Origin of the sequence: Acinetobacter sp. YH12241 (genome assembly GCF_013417535.1) — a bacterium.
Lineage (GTDB): Bacteria > Pseudomonadota > Gammaproteobacteria > Pseudomonadales > Moraxellaceae > Acinetobacter.
Window position 1 is genome coordinate 16,847 of the sequence record NZ_VPDQ01000009.1, and the last position, 19,094, is coordinate 35,940.

The following is a 19,094-nucleotide window of genomic DNA, read 5'->3' on the forward strand; positions in this document are numbered from 1 at the left end:
ATTTCTCCAGTTTATAGGGCTGCTTATTGGCTCTAGAAATCTGCTACAATATCGTCAATTTTTCATATTGATCGTATTTGATCTTGAGCACTGCGGTTCTGCAGTAGGTATTTTCCATGAGTTTTAAAGATGAGTTAGCGGCACAGGTCGCTCAGCGACGTACATTCGCCATTATTTCCCACCCCGATGCCGGTAAAACCACCATGACAGAAAAACTGCTGTTATGGGGTCAGGCCATTCAGGTTGCAGGTATGGTGAAAAGCCGTAAATCGGATCGTGCAGCCACTTCTGACTGGATGGAAATGGAAAAAGAGCGTGGGATTTCGATCACCACGTCCGTCATGCAGTTCCCGTTCAAGGACAAGATGATTAACCTGCTCGATACCCCGGGACATGAAGATTTCTCGGAAGATACTTACCGTACCCTCACTGCGGTAGACTCAGCGCTGATGGTGATTGACGGTGCAAAAGGTGTCGAGGAACGTACCATTAAATTGATGGAAGTGTGTCGTATGCGTGACACCCCCATCATTTCTTTCGTCAACAAAATGGACCGTGAAATCCGTGAGCCTTTAGAGCTGCTGGATGAAATTGAAAATGTCCTGAAAATTAAATGTGTGCCGATTACCTGGCCACTCGGTACAGGACGTGACTTTGCAGGTGTCTATAACCTGCTCGAAGAAAAGTTCTATGTCTATAAAGCCGGTTTTGGTTCAGTGATTACTGATATCGAAGTTCGTGATGGCTATGATCATGCAGACTTACGTGAAAAAGTCGGAGAGCTGGCTTGGGCGGCATTTGAAGAATCGTTGGAACTGGTACAAATGGCGAATGAGCCATTAGATCGTGAAGAATTCCTGGCAGGCCGTCAAACTCCAGTGCTGTTCGGTACTGCTTTGGGTAACTTCGGTGTCGACCATGTTCTGGATACATTTAGCGAATATGCACCACCTCCAAAAGCGCATCCAACTCAAGACCGTAAAGTAGAGGCGGATGAAGAAGGTTTCACAGGCTTTATCTTCAAGATTCAGGCCAATATGGACCCGAAACACCGTGACCGTATTGCTTTCATGCGAATCTGTTCAGGTAAGTATGAAAAAGGCATGAAAATGAAGCATGTGCGTATCGATAAAGATATCCGCATTAGTGATGCCTTGACCTTCCTGGCCGGTGACCGTCAGCATCTGGAAGAAGCATGGCCGGGCGATATTATTGGTCTGCATAACCACGGTACCATCCAGATCGGTGATACCTTCACTTCAGGTGAAAAACTGCAATTTACTGGTATTCCGCACTTTGCACCGGAAATGTTCCGCCGTGTCCGTCTGAAAGATCCATTGAAGTCAAAACAGCTGCAAAAAGGTTTGAAAGAGCTGTCTGAAGAAGGTGCAACTCAGGTCTTCATGCCACAAAACAGCAATGACCTGATTGTCGGTGCTGTGGGTGTGCTGCAGTTCGAAGTGGTAGCGTATCGTCTGAAAGAAGAGTACAAGGTGGACTGTATTTATGAGCCGGTGAGCATCAATACAGTACGTTGGGTATCTTGCGAAGATGAGAAGAAATTTAATGAATTCAAGAAAAAAGCCCATGACCAGTTATCTGTTGATGGTGGTGGTCATTTGACTTATCTTGCACCAAGCCGAGTAAACTTACAGCTGATGCAGGAACGTTATCCGGATATCGTATTCCGTAACACACGCGAACACTAAGCCTTCAGGCTTGGAAAATGTTAAACAGCTTCTCCGGAAGCTGTTTTATTTTGTGCTACATTTAGACGACTCATTACTTATATCTCTAAAAAATCATGAAGTTTAGTAAGGAAATCCTGCTCGGTTCAGTCATGGGCTGTAGTTTGTTACTTGGTGCATGTGATAAAAATGAAAAAGAACAGCCAGTGATAGAACAGAAAAAATCTGCAGCAGTCACCCCTGAAGAAAAAGCCAAAGTTTTGCCTTATCTGAATATTCAGGAGAAACCGGCCGATATTGCCTTGCCATTTTGTGAAACTAAAAACTGTATTAATCTGGATATTCAGACCTTAAAGACAGCCGATGCCTGGCTAAACCAGTCTATTGAAAAGCAGCAGGCGAAAGTGATTCAGGATCAAATTGGCCTAAAGCAGGATATGAGCCTGCAGCAGGCGGTTAATGCCTATGTAAAAAAATCCGATGCCTGGCAAGCCCAGCTCAAACTGAATAAGGCCTACGAATTATCTCTTTATACCCGTATTCCTTATCAGCGCAATCAATTTGTGTTAATGCAAATTGGGGTAGACAGCACTCAGGAAAATATCCGTGTCAATGAACGCTATTATTTCTTTGTGGCTGATCGTGTGCAGCAAAAAATACTCAGTCCTCTGGATATTATCAATCCTGAACAGCAGTTGCAGATGGACCAAATTGTGCAGCAGGCTTACCAAAAATGGTTAAAGGACAATAATGCGGAAGTCCAGCAGAAAGCTCCAAAAAAACTGTATTGGGGGCAGGCGGACTGGTTCTTTGATCAGGAAGGAATTGGTCTACATTATCGGAGTCAGGAAATTAGCAAAGATGCCAAACAACTGGACATCTATTTAACCAAAGAACAAACACAACAAGTCTTGAAAGTGGATATTTATCAGAATATGTTCTAACAGGTAGGTCCTGCAAGGATAAATGATGATGTTGAATAAAGGTTAATGCATGTCAAATTATAAGAATGTTTTATGTCTGTCAGTATTGGCATCAGCAGTTTTGCTGAGTGCCTGCCAGCCTAAGGAAAGAGAGCCGAAAGAACCTGCTGCACCTGAAGTGGTACAGGCTCAGCCTGAAGTGCTGAAGCTGAGCGGTGATACTGAGAAGCTGAAACTGGCCTTGCCTGAATGTGAAGGAAAAAACTGTCCTGAGATTTCTATTGAGCGATTGAAAAGCAATCAGTCATTTATTGATGAATGGATAGATCAGCAGATTCTGCAGCAGCTACAGGGTATTTTGTCTATTGATGCGATCGAACCGGCGAAAGCATCGGCTGCCAGTGAAGCTGAAGCCGCTGCTTCCGAACCGCAAACTGCATTAGCCAATGTCCAAACTCCGAAACAGCAGCTTGAACAGCAGATTCAGCCGCATATGCAGACTTTCCTGAATCTGGATAAGGAGTTGAAAGCACTCAGTGCCAGCCATAGTATCAGCCTGATGATCAAACCGAGAATTCTGCAGTCTGGTGATCCACTCGCGACTGTGGTCTTAAACAGTACCCATTATCTGGGTGGTGCGCATGGCGCTTCTGCTCAAACCTACTACAATTTTGATCTTGAGCAGAAAAAGCTGATTAAGCTGGACGATATCATTCTGCCTAAACAAAAGGCTCAGCTCGAAGCCAAAGCTTATGAGGCTTTTAAAACCTGGGTGATGGAATCTAAACTGGCCAATGATGTAGCCGAATATGAACAGGCCTGGAAATTCAAACTGACGGATAATTTCTATCTGTCTAAACAGGGACTGGCGCTGCAATATGCTGAATATGAGATTGGTCCTTATGTGGTCGGTTTGCCACGTCTGGTCATTCCTTATGAACAGTTGAATGGCATTTTGAAACCTGAATATCTGCCTCAAACAGAGAACGCTGCTTCAGAAGCCGAGCCTGCAACTCCTGCCAAAGCACGCTGATGGTTTCGTTATTTGATACCCATACCCATTTTGATGTTCCCGATTTTGATCATGATCGGGAACAGCTGGCTTATGCATCCAAAGCAGCAGGGGTGGAGCATCTGGTCTTAATTGGTTTTTTACAGAGCCGGTTTAAGGATTTATTGCAGACGCATCATTTTATTAATGAGTTGGCCAATGCACCACAAAGCCATCTGGCACCCGGCCTGCATCCATTCTATATTGAGCAGCATCAACTAGAGCATTTACAGGATCTGGAGCAGTTATTAAACACAGAGCCTTGTATTGCGATTGGTGAAATTGGCTTGGATACTTTTGATAAGCGGCATAAACAGCCGGAACTTTTTCAGAAACAGAAGGATTTTTTTGCTGCACAGCTGGAACTGGCGCAGCAGTTTGATAAACCTGTGTTACTGCATATCCGTAAATCCCATGCCGATGTTTTACAGATTCTAAAACAGCATCGGTTTAAGCAAGGTGGTATTGCCCATGCCTTTGGTGGCGGGATTGAAGAGGCGAAAGCCTTTATTAAACTGGGCTTTAAGCTTGGAATAACAGGGCAAATTACCAATCCGAATGCCAAAAAACTGCATCAGGTGGTACAGCAGGTAGGACCGGAACATCTGGTACTTGAAACCGATTGTCCGGACATGACGCCCTTATGTTGCCAGCATTCGACAGAACAGCGGACTCGCAATACGCCTGCCAATCTGCCTTATGTTTTGCAAGGCTTGGCCAAGAGTCTGCATATGGATCAGGATGAACTGGCACAGCAGCTCTGGAAAAACACCCATCAGGCTTTACATCTGGCGATCTAAGATAAAACCCTACATCGGTCGGAAAGCGTATTTCAATGTATGATCCAGTGAAAAAAGGTGCATTATGCAATTTCTAAAATGCTTGAGACTTGGCATCATGCATATAAATTATTTTGAGTGAGATTCACATGGCACAAGGACTATTGGCGGGTAAGCGCTTCTTGATCGCAGGTATTGCAAGTAAATTATCAATTGCTTTTGGTATTGCTCAGGCATTACATCGTGAAGGTGCAGAACTCGCTTTTACTTATCCAAATGAAAAGCTGAAAAAACGTGTAGATGATTTTGCTGCACAATTCGGTTCGGAATTGGTTTTTCCTTGTGATGTGGCCGTAGATGCTGAAATTGACAATGCATTTGCAGAACTGGCAAAACACTGGGATGGTCTGGATGGCGTCGTACATTCAATCGGTTTCGCACCAGCACATACCCTAGATGGTGATTTCACTGACGTGACGGATCGCGAAGGCTTTAAGATTGCCCATGACATCAGTGCTTACAGCTTTATCGCGATGGCACGCGCTGCGAAGCCATTACTGGCTGTACGTCAAGGCTGCCTGTTAACGCTGACTTATCAAGGTTCTGAGCGTGTGATGCCAAACTACAATGTGATGGGTCTGGCGAAAGCTTCTTTAGAGGCAGGTGTACGTTACCTGGCATCTAGCTTGGGCGCAGAAGGTATTCGTGTCAATGCGATCTCAGCCGGTCCAATCCGTACATTAGCAGCGTCTGGTATTAAATCGTTCCGTAAAATGCTGGACCTAAATGAAAAAGTGGCTCCACTAAAACGCAATGTGACCATTGAAGATGTCGGTAATGCAGCATTGTTCCTGTGCTCACCATGGGCGAACGGGATTACTGGTGAAATCATGTATGTCGATGCGGGTTATAACACAGTAGGTATGAGTGCTGAACTGATGCTGGATGCAGAATAAGTCGCTTTAAAAGATTAATTCTCAGCAGAGAAAAACCCTCAAGTTTTTGAGGGTTTTTTTATTTTTAACTCTAATTGTTAATGATGTAAGTCTGATGACAAAGGATACAAGAATTTGGATCAAAATAATTTATCTTTCAGGACTTTCCCACTAAGATGCTTAATATAAAAACAATACAGGACAATTAAGGATGTTTAAAAATTTTTTAATCAGCATGATTTTTGTGATGGGAACTGTGGGGATCACCACGTCGGGCATGGCAGCAGACAATCACTATCATGACAATATGCATGAACTTGACCATCATTTAAAAAATTTCAAATCTGCCAAGGATAGCAAAGAGGCGCGGGCAGCATTGCAAGGCATGCAAAAATCTGTGGAAGTCTGCCAGAAAAATTTACCATCAGGTCTACAAAAGCTAAAATCCAAAGATGCAAAAATTACGGCTTATCAGGGATTGTTAACTGACTTATTGAAAGAGATTAAACAAGCTGAGCAACTTGTTGCAGCCAATCAGCTAGCCAAAGCACAAACATTGACAGAGAAAATGGATCAGATTAAAAAGCAGGGGCATCAAGCCTTTAAATAAGCCATAAAAAAGACCGCAATTGCGGTCTTTTTTAACTTCAAGATCAAGTGATTAAGCTTGACCTTCAACAGCAGCAGCTTGCGCACGTTGCATGTTCGCTTCAAATTCAGCATCGAAGTTGATTGGAGTAAGCAGCAATTGCGGGAAGCTACCTTTAGTGACCATATCATTCACCGCTTCACGAAGGAACGGGAACAGAATATTCGGGCAGTAAGCACCAAGAATGTATGGCAGACGCTCTTCTTCCACGCCATCAATCAGGAAAATCCCTGCTTGAGTCACGTCAACGATAAACGCTGTATCACCTTCATTGGTTGCTTGAACCACAACTTTTAAAGCCACTTCAAAATGAGTCGGATCAATTTTTTCTGCAGAAGAAGAAAGGTTGATGTTTAACTCAGGTTGCCATTGCTTGGTAAAAACTTGTGCCCCAGGAACTTCAAAAGAAATATCTTTAGTGTAAATACGCTCTAATGCCAATTGTGGTTGAGCTTGTTGTTCTTCACTCATTCTTTAATCCTTGATATGAGGTAGGTTTTAGTAAATTAAGCCAATAATTCGTCTAGTTTGCCTTCACGCTCTAGGGCATAAAGTTGATCAAAACCGCCGATAAATTGTTCATTAATAAAAATCTGTGGCACGGTACGATGATTGGTGCGTTGCATCAATTCAAGACGCACTTCAGGGGCTTCATTCGATAAATTAATTTCTTTGAATGCAACACCTTTGCGCTCAAGGAGCTGTTTTGCACGGATACAATACGGACATACTGTCGTCGAATAAATAGTAACTTCAGCCATGATCAATCTCCTGTTCGCAGATTATTTGCTTTTCACCAAAGGTAAACCTTGAGCTTTCCAGTTTGTAATGCCGCCATCCAGACGGTAGGCATCTGCATGACCTACCTGTTGAAGCGCAGAACCTGCAACTTGCCCAAGATTACAAATGAACACCAACGGGCGATCAGATGCTTTTAACTCATCAACGTGTTTTGTAATTTGGCTATATGGAATGTTACGGCTACCACTGATGTGACCTTCACGGAAGTCTTTGGCATCACGTAAATCAATCAGCATGGCATTTTTTGCTTTAACTAAAATTCCCAGCGATTGCGGAGAGATTTTGCGACCATTACGTTGACCTTCGATGATGAAGAAGACAACCACGAGTACCGCGAGTGTTCCAAACAAGAAGGGGTGATTCCCCATAAACTCGAACCAACGTTCCACAATTCACCTAATTACAATTTTAAAATTGCCAAGAGTATAGCTCATAAATATGGTGATCAAAATCACCGCTTCAAGGGCTAAGCCTTAAGAAAATTAATTTTTTTGCTGTGCTTCGTTAATTTCGCCGATTAAACGTAAATAGCTTTCCAGTCGGCGCGGCAAAATTTCCCCTGTTGATGCTGCCTGACGTAAGGCACACTGCTTTTCATGCTTATGTGTGCAGTTACGGAACTGGCAGTGACCGAGCAAGTTTTCAATTTCCGGAAAACCACTTTGGACTTTATCCAAGGTCAGATGCCAGAGACCAAATTCACGAATCCCTGGTGAGTCGATGAGAGCAGCGCCATCGCCAAAGGAAATCAGACGTGTGGAGGTCGTCGTATGCTGACCCAGTGCCGAGTTTTCAGAAATGACATTAGTTTTCTGTGCAGCATCCGGGACGATGGCATTGATCAGCGTACTTTTACCTACACCAGACTGACCGACAAACGCTACAGTTTCCTCATTCAGACGAGCGGATAGTTCTGTCAGATCGCCATCGGACTGGGTTTGCATGACTTCATAACCCAAATCTTTATATTCTTTAAGCAGATCAAGAATCGGATCATTTTCCTTGAGCAAATCTGATTTATTGAGCACTAAAAGTGCTGGAATCTCTGCATCTGCACAAGCCACCAGATAACGGTCAATCAAACCTGGTGCTGGTTCAGGCAATGGCGCGAACACAATCACAATCAGGGAAATATTGGCGGCAACCGGTTTAACCTTGTGGTAACGGTCAGGACGGGTCAGCAAAGAAGTGCGCGGATGAATCGCTGTAATAATGCCGAGTCCGGTATTGGGATCAGCCTGCCATTTGACCCGGTCACCTGTTACCAGCAATTCCAGGTTAGTTCGGGTATGGCAGCGCCAGACACTCCCTAGTTCAATCGGTTTCCAGAATGGCTCAGGTTCACCTTCAGCCACGACCGGTTTTTCAGGATGCTGTTCAGGTACAGACAAGGCCTGGACTTCAAGCTGGCGGCCATAATGCTGCACGACCAGTCCTTCCAGGTCTTGAGAGGTATCGATCTCTTCCTGACGCGTTTTGTGCTGTTTTTGAATACGACGTTGTTGTTGTTCAGTTAAACGACGTTTACGTATTAAAGCCATTCAAATCCTAAAAAACCATGGGAGCGAGATGGCAAAAATAGCATGAAGCAGGGTGTCAGTTACAGCATCGACGTAATAAATTTGCTACTATAAATGTTTTATAGCCTAATAAGATTGCACATTTATGAGCAGCACCCCGGATAGCCGCCTGATTTGGATTGACCTGGAAATGACAGGTCTGGATACAGATAATGACCAGATTATTGAAGTTGCCACGATTGTAACGGACGATAACCTAAATATTCTTGCCGAAGGGCCCGTGCTAGCTGTGCATCAATCTGACCGTATCCTGAATGCGATGGACGAGTGGAATACTCGCCAGCATGGTCAGTCTGGCCTGATTGAGCGTGTACGCCGCAGTAAATTGACTGCTCAGGATGCAGAACGTGAAACGATTGAATTCCTGAAAAAATGGGTCAATCCAAAAGTATCGCCGATGTGTGGTAACTCGATCTGTCAGGACCGTCGCTTTCTGCACCGTTTAATGCCTGAACTGGAACAGTATTTCCATTACCGTAATCTAGACGTATCTTCAGTAAAAGAGCTGGCAAAACGCTGGCGCCCTGAAATCATGAGTGGTCTGAAGAAAAATGCTTCGCATCTAGCGATGGATGATATCCGTGATTCGATTGCTGAACTGAAATATTATCGTGAATATTTCTTCATTATGAATAAATAATCCGAGCAAATAAAAAAGAGGCGAAAGCTTCTTTTTTATTGCTTGGCAGAAAGTTTCTTGTGATAAAAGTTTTCACTGCTTTCAAACAGTACCCAGGTCAGAAGCACTAGAGCAAGATGGGTCTGGGTTTCATATTGATCCAGGATAATCAAGGCAAATAATCCCAAAGTCAGGATACGGATCATAATACTGAGATAATAATTTTTCTGCTTTTTAAAGGTTAAACCGTAAAGATAGAGCAGGAACAGTAAAACCATCAGGGCAAAAAGGGCGTTAAATAGCATACTGATCTGACTCCCTTTAGGACAATAATAATTGAAATATTGTGAAGTTTGTGCTGGTTGTAATTTGATCGATTTTACGTGTATTAGCGATGGCACAAGAAAGCTTTTTTGACTGATTTTGTATCTGGATTTTAGTGGCAGTAAAGTGCCCATGATTTTGCTAAAATGCTCTGGTGTTTTTCTTGCTATTGATGACCTATGACTGATCTGCTTCAAGATGATGAGTATGACCGCCGTTTTGCAGGTGTAGCTAAAATTTATGGTGACGATAGCTTTCATCATTATGAAAACAGTCACGTGATGGTGATCGGAATTGGCGGTGTTGGTTCATGGGCAGTCGAAGCATTGGCACGTACCGGGATTGGTGAGCTCACACTGGTCGATATGGATGTGGTCGCAGCATCGAATATTAACCGTCAGTTACCAGCTATGACGGCGACACTAGGATGTGAAAAAATCGAAATCATGGCAGAACGCTGCCGTTCGATTAATCCACGCATCAAGATCAATCTGATTGACGATTATCTGACGCCAGAAAATGTGAAAGAAATTCTGTCAGGAAATCCTGACATCATTCTGGACTGTATCGATGACGTCAAAGCAAAGTTTGCCCTGATGTTGCATTGCCGTTTTAACAAGATTCCATTGATTGTATCCGGTGGAGCAGGCGGTAAACTGGATCCTTTAAAAATCCGGGTAGCGGATTTATCCAGAACCGAACAGGATCCAATGCTGGCAAAATTACGTGCGCAATTACGTGCTAAAGGCATCTGTAAAAAGCCAAAAGAAAAATTTGGGATCACTTGTGTCTACTCTATCGATAATCCATTCTCGAGTGCGGATGTTTGTGCAAGTGCGGGTCTACGCTGTGGTGGTTATGGTTCTGCAGTGGTAGTGACCTCTAGCTTCGCCATGGTTGCGGTATCGGAAGTATTGAAAAAGCTTGATAGCAAAAGACTGAAAGCCTGATTGAGTCAACAAAAAAAGCACACGATCTGTGCTTTTTTTTATGCTAAGTTTAAAATGAATTTTTAAACATATAACAAAAACAATCTTTTGGTTTTGGAGCAGCTATGTGGTTTTTGCTAGTGCTGGTTTTGGGGATTGGGGCTTTAGTAATCTGGATGTGGAAACGTCCTGATCCGGTGAAACGTGATCAGGCCAAAGCCGTGCATCATGATCTATGGATTGAACAGATTGATGCTCAATTGAAGTATGCAACCCGTCTAAGTACGGATCCGCATCACCCGGACTATGGACGTGCCTATCAAATTTATCAGGGGCTGGCCCAGCAGCAGGAATTGCCACAGGCTTATGTAGGTATGGCCTTGATGCACTTAAACGGACAAGGGCGTGAGCAGAGCATAGAAAAAGCCATAAGCTTTCTTGAAAAAGCTTATAGTTTAGGTGGTGAGGATGCAGCCTATCATTTAGGCCAGATCTATGATGGTCATCAATACCAATTAAATGATCCTGAAAAAGCCTTGTACTGGTATCGGCATGCGGTCGCGCGTGGTCATCTGGATGCGCAGTATCGCATCACTGAGCTGGCTGAATCTGACCATGACACTGCAGAACAGCAACGTCTGCAACTGTTAATTCAAAATGCCGAGCAGGGACATGCCAATTCACAGTATCAGTTAGCCCAATATTATTTGGCGGATGGTACAGCGCAAGATTTAAGTCTGGGTATTCACTATCTGTTTCTGGCAGCACAGCAGGACCACTTGGCGGCCAATCAGGATATTGCCGAAGCCTATGCAAATGGCAAAATCTTGCCCAAAGATCAACAGCAGGCTTTGAGTTTCATTAAACGCTGTATTCATCTCGGTGATCAGAGTGGTTTATATGATTACTATGCCGGCGTGTTACTCGGTACTATTGATCCTGATCAACGTCAACGGGTGTTTAAGCATCTATTACAGCAGTCCAAAGAACATAAAGATGCACAGGCCAAAACCCTGATCGGTCTGGCTTATTTTCATGGCTGGTATGTACAAAAAAATGAAACCATGGCATTTCGCTACTGGTCTGAAGCAGCACAAACCCAGCATCCACAGGCCTTGAGTCTGATTGCCGCACTATATTTTGAATCCTATCTGGTCGCACATGAACCGCAGAAAGCATTTGAACTCTATCAACATGCCTTGCAAAGCGATCCTGATCATCGCTTTAGTCAGATGGGCCTGGCACTCTGCTATTTAAACGGAGTAGGTATAGCCAAAGATACGGCTAAAGCTACCCAAATGATTCAGGAAATTGCACAGCAAGAGCAACTTGCAGCACAGTCTGAAGCTGATCTGATTTATATAGTGGGACGTTTTTATGGCTTGCCTGAATATCCACTACCGACACGAGAAAAAGCAATTCAATATTTGAATCAGGCGGTGGCGAAAGGATCAAGTAAGGCTGCCTGGTATCTGTATCAAGCATATTCTGGTTTTTATCCAGTCTTTGAAGTGAATGAGGAACAGGCCAAACGTTATCTGCATCAGGCAGCTCAATTGGGCAATGCACAAGCCCAGACCGAATTAGGCTTAATGTATTTAAAGGGCAAGAAGGTGGAGCAGGATACGGCTTTAGGACTGAAATATCTGGAACAGGCTGCGAGCCAGCATAATGGTCTCGCACTAAATGCTTTAGGTGAGGCTTTGGAACAAGGAATTGGCATTGAAGCCAATTTGGATCAGGCAATCCAGTGCTATCGTAAAGCGGCTGCGCAGGTGAATGCTGATGCTTATAGTCATCTGGGGCGCTTATATACCAAAGGCATTGGTGTAGAACGTGATATTGCAATTGCCCGTCAATGGCTGGAAAAAGGCAGTCTGTTAGGACATGAGCCTTCTATTGAACAGCTCAACAATGTAAATGCTTATCTGCATATGTAAACTTCAAAAAAAAACCGCTGACTAACAGCGGTTTTTTATTGAGCTAAATACTTAAGGCAGTTGTTTGATCGGGCTACCACCCAAAGCTTGCATTAGGGTCACATAAGCATTGTATTGGCTTTGGCGGGTTTGCACTAAAGACAGACGGGCATTCCGCGTGGTTTCCTGTGCATCCAGCAGATTTTTCAATGCTACTGCACCATTACGATAACGTACTTCAGTCAAACGCTCAGTACGTTCAGCCAGTTCAACGTTACGCTGTTGTAACGCAACCTGTTTGGTGAGTTCAGTACGATTAGACAAGGCATTCTCTACATCGGCAAAAGCTTCGTACATGGTTTGACGATACTGGATAATCGCTTTTTCATATTCCAGCTCATTCACTTGCAAATCACGTTTCATATCATTCCATTGTAGGAATGGCAGGCTGAGTCCAGCACCTAAGGTCGCCACCGGATTTTTAAGTGCATCTGACAATGATGAACTGGTGCCCACGCCGGTACTTAGGCTGCCAGTCAGGCTGATCGAAGGATAATAACTGGCCTTATTGGCATCCTTGTTGGCCAAGGCTTTACGCAAACGCAGTTCAGTGGCTCTCAAGTCAGGACGACGGGAGAGAAGGCTAGCAGGCAAGCCAGCTTCAATTGCGGGCAAGGCAATATTCGGTAAACGTTTCGGTTCCTGAATCGAAAGCTGTTGCACAGGCATATTCATGAGTACTGCCAGCGCCGTACGCGTTTCCACACGCTGCTGCTCAATCTGACTTAAGGTCGCTTGCTGGCTTTGAATGGCTTGTTCAGCTTGGGTTAAATCTAAACCAGAGACAGCACCGGCACGATACTGGACATTGACCAGATCATAGGTACGCTGTGCAGTCGCCAGGTTTTGTTGAACCACGCTATAACGTTCATTTAGATAACCCAGCTGCCAGTACAGTTGAGCAGTCGTACCAATCAGACTTTGTGCAGTCGCTTGCAAGTCTTCTTCAGATGCCAGGGCTTCCCAGCGTGCTGCTTCAGTCTGATTGGCCAGTTTACCGAACAGATCCAGTTCATAGCTTAAGCCAGGGAAATTAACCCCAAAGCCGGATGAACTGCTGCCATCTTCCAGATCAAAGCTTCTACGCGTGGTTAACCCCGCATCACTGATACGTACACCTTGCTGGCTTTGTGTTTGTCTGGCCTGAATACGGGCTTGCTGTAAATTGATCCCGGCAACGGCCAGATCACTATTGGCTGCCAGTACGTCATTCACCAGATTATTCAATTGCGGATCTTTAAATAGAGTCCACCATTGATCTGCCAGAATATCAGCATGGATTTGCTGGCTTACAGCTTTACTGTTTTGAAAGTTGTTAGGCACCTGTACAGCAGGTTGTTCATACGGCGTTTTCACCACGGCTGCACAGCCGACCAGTGAACTCCCGAGGAGTAGGGCACTGGCAAGTTTGGTAAGAGTATGCATATCAGATTCCTTATTCTCGAGAAAGTGCATCGACTGGATTCAAACGGGCTGCATTACGTGCCGGGATAAAGCCGAACACAATACCGATCAGGCTTGAGCAGACAAAGGCCGCGACAATCGATGTGGTCGAGTATGCCATCTGGAAGGTTCCTCCAGCAAAATGGGTAATCAGCTGACCGATACCGAGTGACAGCAATACGCCTAAAATACCGCCCAGAATACAAACCAGAACAGCTTCAATCAGGAACTGCTGCAGAATGTCACTTTGGCGCGCACCGACCGCCATCCGTACTCCGATTTCCTGAGTACGTTCAGTCACGGAAACCAGCATAATATTCATTACGCCGATACCACCGACGACCAGAGAAATCACCGCAATCGCAGAGATCAGCAAGGTCATGGTTTGAGTCGTTTGCTGAATCGTTTCACGGATACTGTCTGCATTTTGCGTAAACACATCCTGCGCACCGTGACGTTGGACCAGTAAATTCAAAATGGCATTTTCCGCGGCTGCGCTTGGATATTCATCCTTAATACGCACAATGATCTGACGCACATTCGGTTGACCCAGCATACGGCTCATGACGGTAGAATAGGGCAGATAGACATTCAGGCTATCATTGTTTCCCATCATGCCTTTTTGCGCATCAATGACGCCAATCACCCGGCTTGGTACACTGCCTAAAAGCAGTACCTGACCGACAGGATTGGTGCCATCTGCAAAGAAAGTATTTTGGGTGTTGGTATCAATCACCACATCCTGCGCCTGCTCAGTAATACTTTCTTTATCAAATGGCTGACCTGATTTAAAGGTCATACCTTTGACATAGAAGAAGTCTTCACTGACGCCGTTGACGGTAGTTGATGCTTCAATCTCTTTGAAGCGTCCAGTGACACTGCTGTTGACCGATGGGCTGACCCCATCCACATAAGGCTGTTCTGCCAGTGCATCGGCATCAGCGGGAATTAGCGTCTTGGATTGGGAGGAACGTGAATTATCCCCGAAGCCCCGGCCCTGGAACACGGTAATGGTATTGGTCCCGAGACTGCTGATATTTTCCAGAATCTGCTTTTGTGAACCGTTACCCAGCGCAACGACCGAAACCACCGATGCGATCCCGATAATAATCCCGAGCATGGTCAGGAAGGTCCGCATCCGGTGCGCATTCATGGCCAATAAGGCCATACGGAAAGCTTCACCGAGACGGTCTACTGCAGAACGCCAGCTCGAGATTTTCTTCTGTTCATTTCGGACCAGATTTTTTTTCTCGAAACCATCATCAACTTCAGGCATATTCGGTTTATCTGAAATGATATTCCCGTCTGAAATCTCGATAATACGCGTCGCATTTTTTGCCACGTTATGATCATGTGTGACCAGAATAATGGTATGACCTTTGGCATTCAGCTCACGCAGAATCCGCATCACTTCAATACCGCTATTCTTATCCAGTGCACCGGTTGGTTCGTCGGCAAGAATCACGTCACCGCCATTCATCAGGGCACGGGCAATCGAAACACGCTGCTGCTGACCACCAGACAATTGACTCGGACGGTTCTGGGTTTTTTCACCCAAGCCCAAATCAGTCAGTAATTTGACAGCACGTTCGTGACGGGTATCTGAATCTGCACCGGCATAAATTGCAGGAACTTCGACGTTACCTGCCGCACTTAAATCACTGAGCAGATGATAACGCTGGAAAATAAAGCCGAAATATTCACGACGTAACTGCGCTAGTTCATCAGCTTCAAGTTCGCGGGTTTCACGGCCTTTAACTTTATAGCTGCCCTTGGTCGGCTTATCCAGACAGCCGAGAATATTCATCAGGGTGGATTTACCCGAACCGGACTGACCGACAATGGCGACCAGTTCGCCCGGATAAATCTCCAGATTGACCCCTTTTAAAATCTGGACCGTGCTTTCACCCGCAGGGAATTCACGAACCAGATTCTTGACCTCGAGTAGAGGTTGCTGTTGTTGATTCATGCTTACATTCTCATTGGGCCGGCGCCACCAGGACCACGGCCACTGCCGCCACGTTTAGCACCGTCATTAGAAGTATCAGAGCCATCTGCAATCACAACCTGATCACCACGTTTCAAGCCTTTGATCACTTGTGCGGTTACACGGTTATTCAGACCAATCAGGACAGGGGTTGGTTTTGCTGTTCCGTCTGCCTGCAATACACGAACCATGGCACGCTGAGCTTTGCCTTGTTCAATCAGGGCACGTTCAGCATCAGAAAGTTCTAAGCGAGGAGGACGGTCACCTGCCGGACGTTTACTATCGCCACGGGCTTGATCCTGACCTTCACCACGTGCAGATGGGTCAACGGCACCGCGAGAGCCTTCACCACGATTTGGACGTTGTGGACGGTTTGAACCTTGAATGGCAGCCGCCGGAACAGTCAGTACATTTCGTGCTTCATCAAGAACGATATAGACTTGCGCCGTCATATCAATACGCAGCTTGCCATCTTCATTCGGTACATCAAACAGGGCGTTGTAATACACTGCAGAGCCTGAAGTTGAGCTTGAAGTATTGGTTTCGGTATTAATTGAATTTGGTGCAGGTTCAACCTGACGAAGTTTGGCGTAAATTTTCTTATCAGTATTACCCAAAGTAGTGAAGTACACTGTTTGGCCTTCCTGAACTTTCATGACATCGGCTTCGGAAATCTCAGCCTTAATCGTCATGGTATCCAGTTGTGCCAGTTTCACAATCGTTGGTGCGCTTTGATTGGCGTTTACAGTCTGACCTTCTTCAGTCACGATCGCTACGATAGTTCCATCCATGGGTGCCACGATTTGGGTATAACCGAGATCTTCTTTCGCGGTTGCCAAGGTTAAACGTGACTGCTCAATCTGTGCATTAATCGCAGTGATATCTGCCTGAGCGGTTTTGTAGCTGGCTAATGCAGATTCCAGTTCTGAACGCGAGGTTGCATCTTGGGCATACATGGCTTGCTGACGCTTATACTCGGCTTCCACCTTGGCAAGGTTGGCCTGTTTCACGGCAAGCTGTGCCATCTGGTTTTTAATGCTGGCTTCAGCAGTCTTTAAATCATTTTCCTGACGAACAGAGTCAATTCGGGCAATCAGTTGGCCTTGTTTGACCTGATCGCCGAGTTGCACATACATTTTTTTAACCTGACCCGAAACCTGGGCACCGACACTGACCATTTTGGTGGCTTCAAGTACACCAGTTGCCAGTACCGAATTTTCAATATCCCCTTGGGTCACTTCAGCTGTAATGTATTGTGGCTGCTGCTCTTTTGGTTTCAGAAAATACCAGGCAGTGACTGCCATCAGGATGGCAATTACAATCGCCATAATGAGTTTCGCAGGTTTTATTTTTGGCATATGGATTCAGATTCGGGTCGTAGGATAACAGTTGATTATAAAAGCGAAATTAGGATAAAACGTGAATTTTTTTTATTTAAAATGAGAACTATTTTCCACTGCCTGGTTTAAAAAAGCATATAAGATAAAACCTGATTTTATATAAAGGATTCATTGACCTACTCATATTGGAATCATCTTTTTTAGGTGAAATTTTATACGATTTAGCTATCCAAAAAATATTGATCATATGATGAATTAATTAAAACTTCATGGGAGTATAAAGTACTTCTCAGACATACTGCATGCAAAAAGCTGGTCACTAAACTGCTGGTAAAAATACGCCATAATGCTGCTCAATATCATGGAAGTTTTTAATGATATTTGTTGTAAAAATAATTCTGCGCTAAAGCCAACCTCTTTCATTTTTAATCTAATTTTTCGAACGATGTGTTCTACTAAAATTTAAAAAATCTATGTTTTACATATAGATTTAAGCAAATAAAGTTTGTAATATCTAATTCCATAAAAAAAATATGGGTTTATTCATTAAGAGAATATGCTCATTTAATGAGCGGAAAAATAATACGACTTTACTAAGAAAATTAATGAGGTTCATAGATGGAATGGAATGAAAGTTACAATATTGGGATTGAGGTGATTGATCATCAACATCGCCAGATTCTGGACTATATAAATGCCTTAGAGCAGGTCAAAAGTACCGGAGATCGCGATAAAATCCGGGAGGTTTTAGACGATTTAATTGACTATACCCAGTCACATTTCAGCTTTGAAGAAAACCTGCTGGAACAGGTGAGTTATCAATATTTGACTTCACATCGCGGCATACATGAATTATTTGTCAAAAAATTAAATGATTATCGTCTGAAGTTTGAGCAAGGTCAGTCCATTGAAAAAGATTTATATCGTCTTCTGTCCAAATGGCTCATCAACCATATTCAGCACGATGATCAGGATTATGTAGAAGCAGTACGGGACAATATGCTGAGCTACCTGCGAACGCAGGAGAAGAAAAAAGGCAAAGGCTGGTTTGCGCGTTTCTTTAGTTAGGCACTCGGAGATGCAAACAAGCTTTGACCGCACATTTCAGCAATGGCCTGCAAGATCAGATGTTCAGGGTTCTCTCTGGACATCCCTTTGATTGCAGCATCGATCCGGATCAAAAGCTGAGGCCAGCTTAAAAAGCGCTGTGGACTTAAACGACGCAAGGCTTGCTGATATAAGCTCACTTTAGTCTTCCAGATACCGATTTGTAAGGCATTTTGTGGCTGTTCAAATAATTGCATCAATAGACGCATTTCTTTGCTGATACTCCACAAAATCAGGCTCATCGGTTCACCTGAGGCAATCAGATACTGAAAGATCTTAATTGATTGTGCCAAATTCCCATTCAGCAAGGCATCACTCAGATCATAGGTGCTGTAACGGGACTGATCCTGCAAGCAGGCATATAGATGGTCAATCTGGATAATATCTACTTCAGCAAAGGTATCTGCTACGCGCATCAGACTATTTTTGGCTGCCAGCAAATTGTGCTCATGATGCTGCTCTAGCCATTGCCAGGCGTCATTGGCCAGCTTAATTCCCAGTTTTTCCGCTTCAATTCCGAGGATCTGTTGACGATCTTTTGGGTAGTTCGCTACCAGTGATACATTTACGCCATTGGCATCAATGGTCTGGAAAAAACTGGATTTCAGGCTGCTGGCATCCTGTTTCGGCATGACCACCAACAGCAGGTTATCACTGTCCTGCTGCAGATAGCTTTTTAACAGTTTGAGACCGCTGGCATCCGGTTTGATATTGCCATGCACTTCAATTGCCAGTTGGCTAGAAAATAATGACAGGCTGTTTAAAGCATTGAAGACATTTTTCCAGTCAGAGGCAGAGCTAATATCATAACGCTGGCGTTCAACTTCACGGCTTTGCCAGCTGCTACGAAAGGCATCTACCAGATTCTGTTCCAGCAAAGGCTCCTGACCATGTAACACCCAGGCACCGCGAGCTTCATTGACACGTTTTAATGCCTGGAGGTAGTCAAGTTTCATTGGG

General features: G+C 44.4%; 19 protein-coding genes. 10 read left to right on the top strand and 9 right to left on the bottom strand.

Annotation, left to right across the window (positions count from 1 at the left end):
- Nucleotides 1-116 precede the first annotated feature (116 nt).
- The 6 genes from FTV18_RS07085 to FTV18_RS07110 all read left to right on the top strand — a co-directional run bounded on the left by FTV18_RS07085 (nucleotide 117) and on the right by FTV18_RS07110 (nucleotide 5,986).
- Complete coding sequence (locus tag FTV18_RS07085) at nucleotides 117-1,709, top strand: peptide chain release factor 3 (protein WP_034703223.1); 1,593 nt, start codon at nucleotides 117-119, stop codon at nucleotides 1,707-1,709.
- A gap of 95 nt (nucleotides 1,710-1,804) precedes the next feature.
- A complete protein-coding gene (locus tag FTV18_RS07090) occupies nucleotides 1,805-2,632 on the top strand; it encodes a hypothetical protein (protein WP_180017201.1) in 828 nt (275 codons plus the stop codon).
- Between the two features lie 49 nt (nucleotides 2,633-2,681).
- On the top strand, nucleotides 2,682-3,644 hold the full coding sequence (locus FTV18_RS07095; RefSeq protein WP_180017199.1) for an RsiV family protein: 963 nt from the start codon (nucleotides 2,682-2,684) through the stop codon (nucleotides 3,642-3,644).
- Nucleotides 3,641-4,462 (top strand): TatD family hydrolase, encoded by an 822-nt coding sequence (locus FTV18_RS07100; RefSeq protein ID WP_180017238.1) that lies wholly within the window; start codon nucleotides 3,641-3,643, stop codon nucleotides 4,460-4,462. The genes FTV18_RS07095 and FTV18_RS07100 overlap by 4 nt, the downstream gene beginning before the upstream one ends.
- A gap of 128 nt (nucleotides 4,463-4,590) precedes the next feature.
- Nucleotides 4,591-5,397 (top strand): enoyl-ACP reductase, encoded by an 807-nt coding sequence (locus FTV18_RS07105; protein ID WP_005232173.1) that lies wholly within the window; start codon nucleotides 4,591-4,593, stop codon nucleotides 5,395-5,397.
- Nucleotides 5,398-5,587: 190 nt separating this feature from the next.
- A complete protein-coding gene (locus FTV18_RS07110; RefSeq protein WP_180012638.1) occupies nucleotides 5,588-5,986 on the top strand; it encodes a cytochrome b562 in 399 nt (132 codons plus the stop codon).
- Nucleotides 5,987-6,037: 51 nt separating this feature from the next.
- Here FTV18_RS07110 and secB read toward each other — a convergent pair whose 3' ends face one another.
- The 4 genes from secB to rsgA form a co-directional block, all read right to left on the bottom strand.
- On the bottom strand, nucleotides 6,038-6,496 hold the full coding sequence (gene secB, locus FTV18_RS07115; RefSeq protein ID WP_004782070.1) for a protein-export chaperone SecB: 459 nt from the start codon (nucleotides 6,494-6,496) through the stop codon (nucleotides 6,038-6,040).
- Between the two features lie 35 nt (nucleotides 6,497-6,531).
- Entirely contained in the window at nucleotides 6,532-6,786 is a 255-nt protein-coding gene (gene grxC, locus FTV18_RS07120; protein ID WP_004782071.1) for a glutaredoxin 3, read from the bottom strand.
- A 21-nt stretch (nucleotides 6,787-6,807) separates the two neighbouring features.
- Nucleotides 6,808-7,215, bottom strand: coding sequence for a rhodanese-like domain-containing protein (locus FTV18_RS07125; protein ID WP_005232169.1), 408 nt, complete (start codon nucleotides 7,213-7,215; stop codon nucleotides 6,808-6,810).
- Nucleotides 7,216-7,308: 93 nt separating this feature from the next.
- A complete protein-coding gene (gene rsgA / locus FTV18_RS07130; protein ID WP_179992385.1) occupies nucleotides 7,309-8,367 on the bottom strand; it encodes a ribosome small subunit-dependent GTPase A in 1,059 nt (352 codons plus the stop codon).
- A 124-nt stretch (nucleotides 8,368-8,491) separates the two neighbouring features.
- Between rsgA and orn the strand changes: the two genes are divergently transcribed.
- The gene (gene orn, locus FTV18_RS07135) at nucleotides 8,492-9,046 is read left to right on the top strand and encodes an oligoribonuclease (protein ID WP_004782074.1); all 555 of its coding nucleotides are present in this window, start codon (nucleotides 8,492-8,494) and stop codon (nucleotides 9,044-9,046) included.
- Nucleotides 9,047-9,081: 35 nt separating this feature from the next.
- Here orn and FTV18_RS07140 read toward each other — a convergent pair whose 3' ends face one another.
- Entirely contained in the window at nucleotides 9,082-9,330 is a 249-nt protein-coding gene (locus FTV18_RS07140) for a hypothetical protein (protein WP_180017196.1), read from the bottom strand.
- Between the two features lie 198 nt (nucleotides 9,331-9,528).
- On the opposite strand from FTV18_RS07140, the gene FTV18_RS07145 reads away from it, so the two are divergent.
- Both FTV18_RS07145 and FTV18_RS07150 read left to right on the top strand, forming a co-directional pair.
- A complete protein-coding gene (locus FTV18_RS07145; protein ID WP_005232164.1) occupies nucleotides 9,529-10,299 on the top strand; it encodes a ThiF family adenylyltransferase in 771 nt (256 codons plus the stop codon).
- Nucleotides 10,300-10,403: 104 nt separating this feature from the next.
- Entirely contained in the window at nucleotides 10,404-12,218 is a 1,815-nt protein-coding gene (locus FTV18_RS07150) for a tetratricopeptide repeat protein (RefSeq protein WP_180017193.1), read from the top strand.
- A gap of 51 nt (nucleotides 12,219-12,269) precedes the next feature.
- On the opposite strand, the gene FTV18_RS07155 is transcribed toward FTV18_RS07150, so the two are convergent.
- The 3 genes from FTV18_RS07155 to FTV18_RS07165 are packed head-to-tail and all read right to left on the bottom strand — an operon-like array spanning nucleotide 12,270 to nucleotide 17,045.
- Complete coding sequence (locus FTV18_RS07155) at nucleotides 12,270-13,682, bottom strand: efflux transporter outer membrane subunit (RefSeq protein ID WP_180017191.1); 1,413 nt, start codon at nucleotides 13,680-13,682, stop codon at nucleotides 12,270-12,272.
- Between the two features lie 10 nt (nucleotides 13,683-13,692).
- On the bottom strand, nucleotides 13,693-15,669 hold the full coding sequence (locus tag FTV18_RS07160; RefSeq protein WP_180017189.1) for a MacB family efflux pump subunit: 1,977 nt from the start codon (nucleotides 15,667-15,669) through the stop codon (nucleotides 13,693-13,695).
- A gap of 2 nt (nucleotides 15,670-15,671) precedes the next feature.
- Nucleotides 15,672-17,045, bottom strand: a complete 1,374-nt coding sequence (locus FTV18_RS07165; protein WP_180017187.1) for a MacA family efflux pump subunit — start codon at nucleotides 17,043-17,045, stop codon at nucleotides 15,672-15,674.
- A gap of 600 nt (nucleotides 17,046-17,645) precedes the next feature.
- Here FTV18_RS07165 and FTV18_RS07170 point away from each other — a divergent pair.
- Nucleotides 17,646-18,095 (top strand): bacteriohemerythrin, encoded by a 450-nt coding sequence (locus tag FTV18_RS07170; RefSeq protein WP_180017185.1) that lies wholly within the window; start codon nucleotides 17,646-17,648, stop codon nucleotides 18,093-18,095.
- Here the strand turns inward: FTV18_RS07170 and holA are convergent.
- Nucleotides 18,092-19,090, bottom strand: a complete 999-nt coding sequence (gene holA, locus FTV18_RS07175; RefSeq protein ID WP_179992379.1) for a DNA polymerase III subunit delta — start codon at nucleotides 19,088-19,090, stop codon at nucleotides 18,092-18,094. The genes FTV18_RS07170 and holA overlap by 4 nt on opposite strands.
- Nucleotides 19,091-19,094 lie beyond the last annotated feature (4 nt).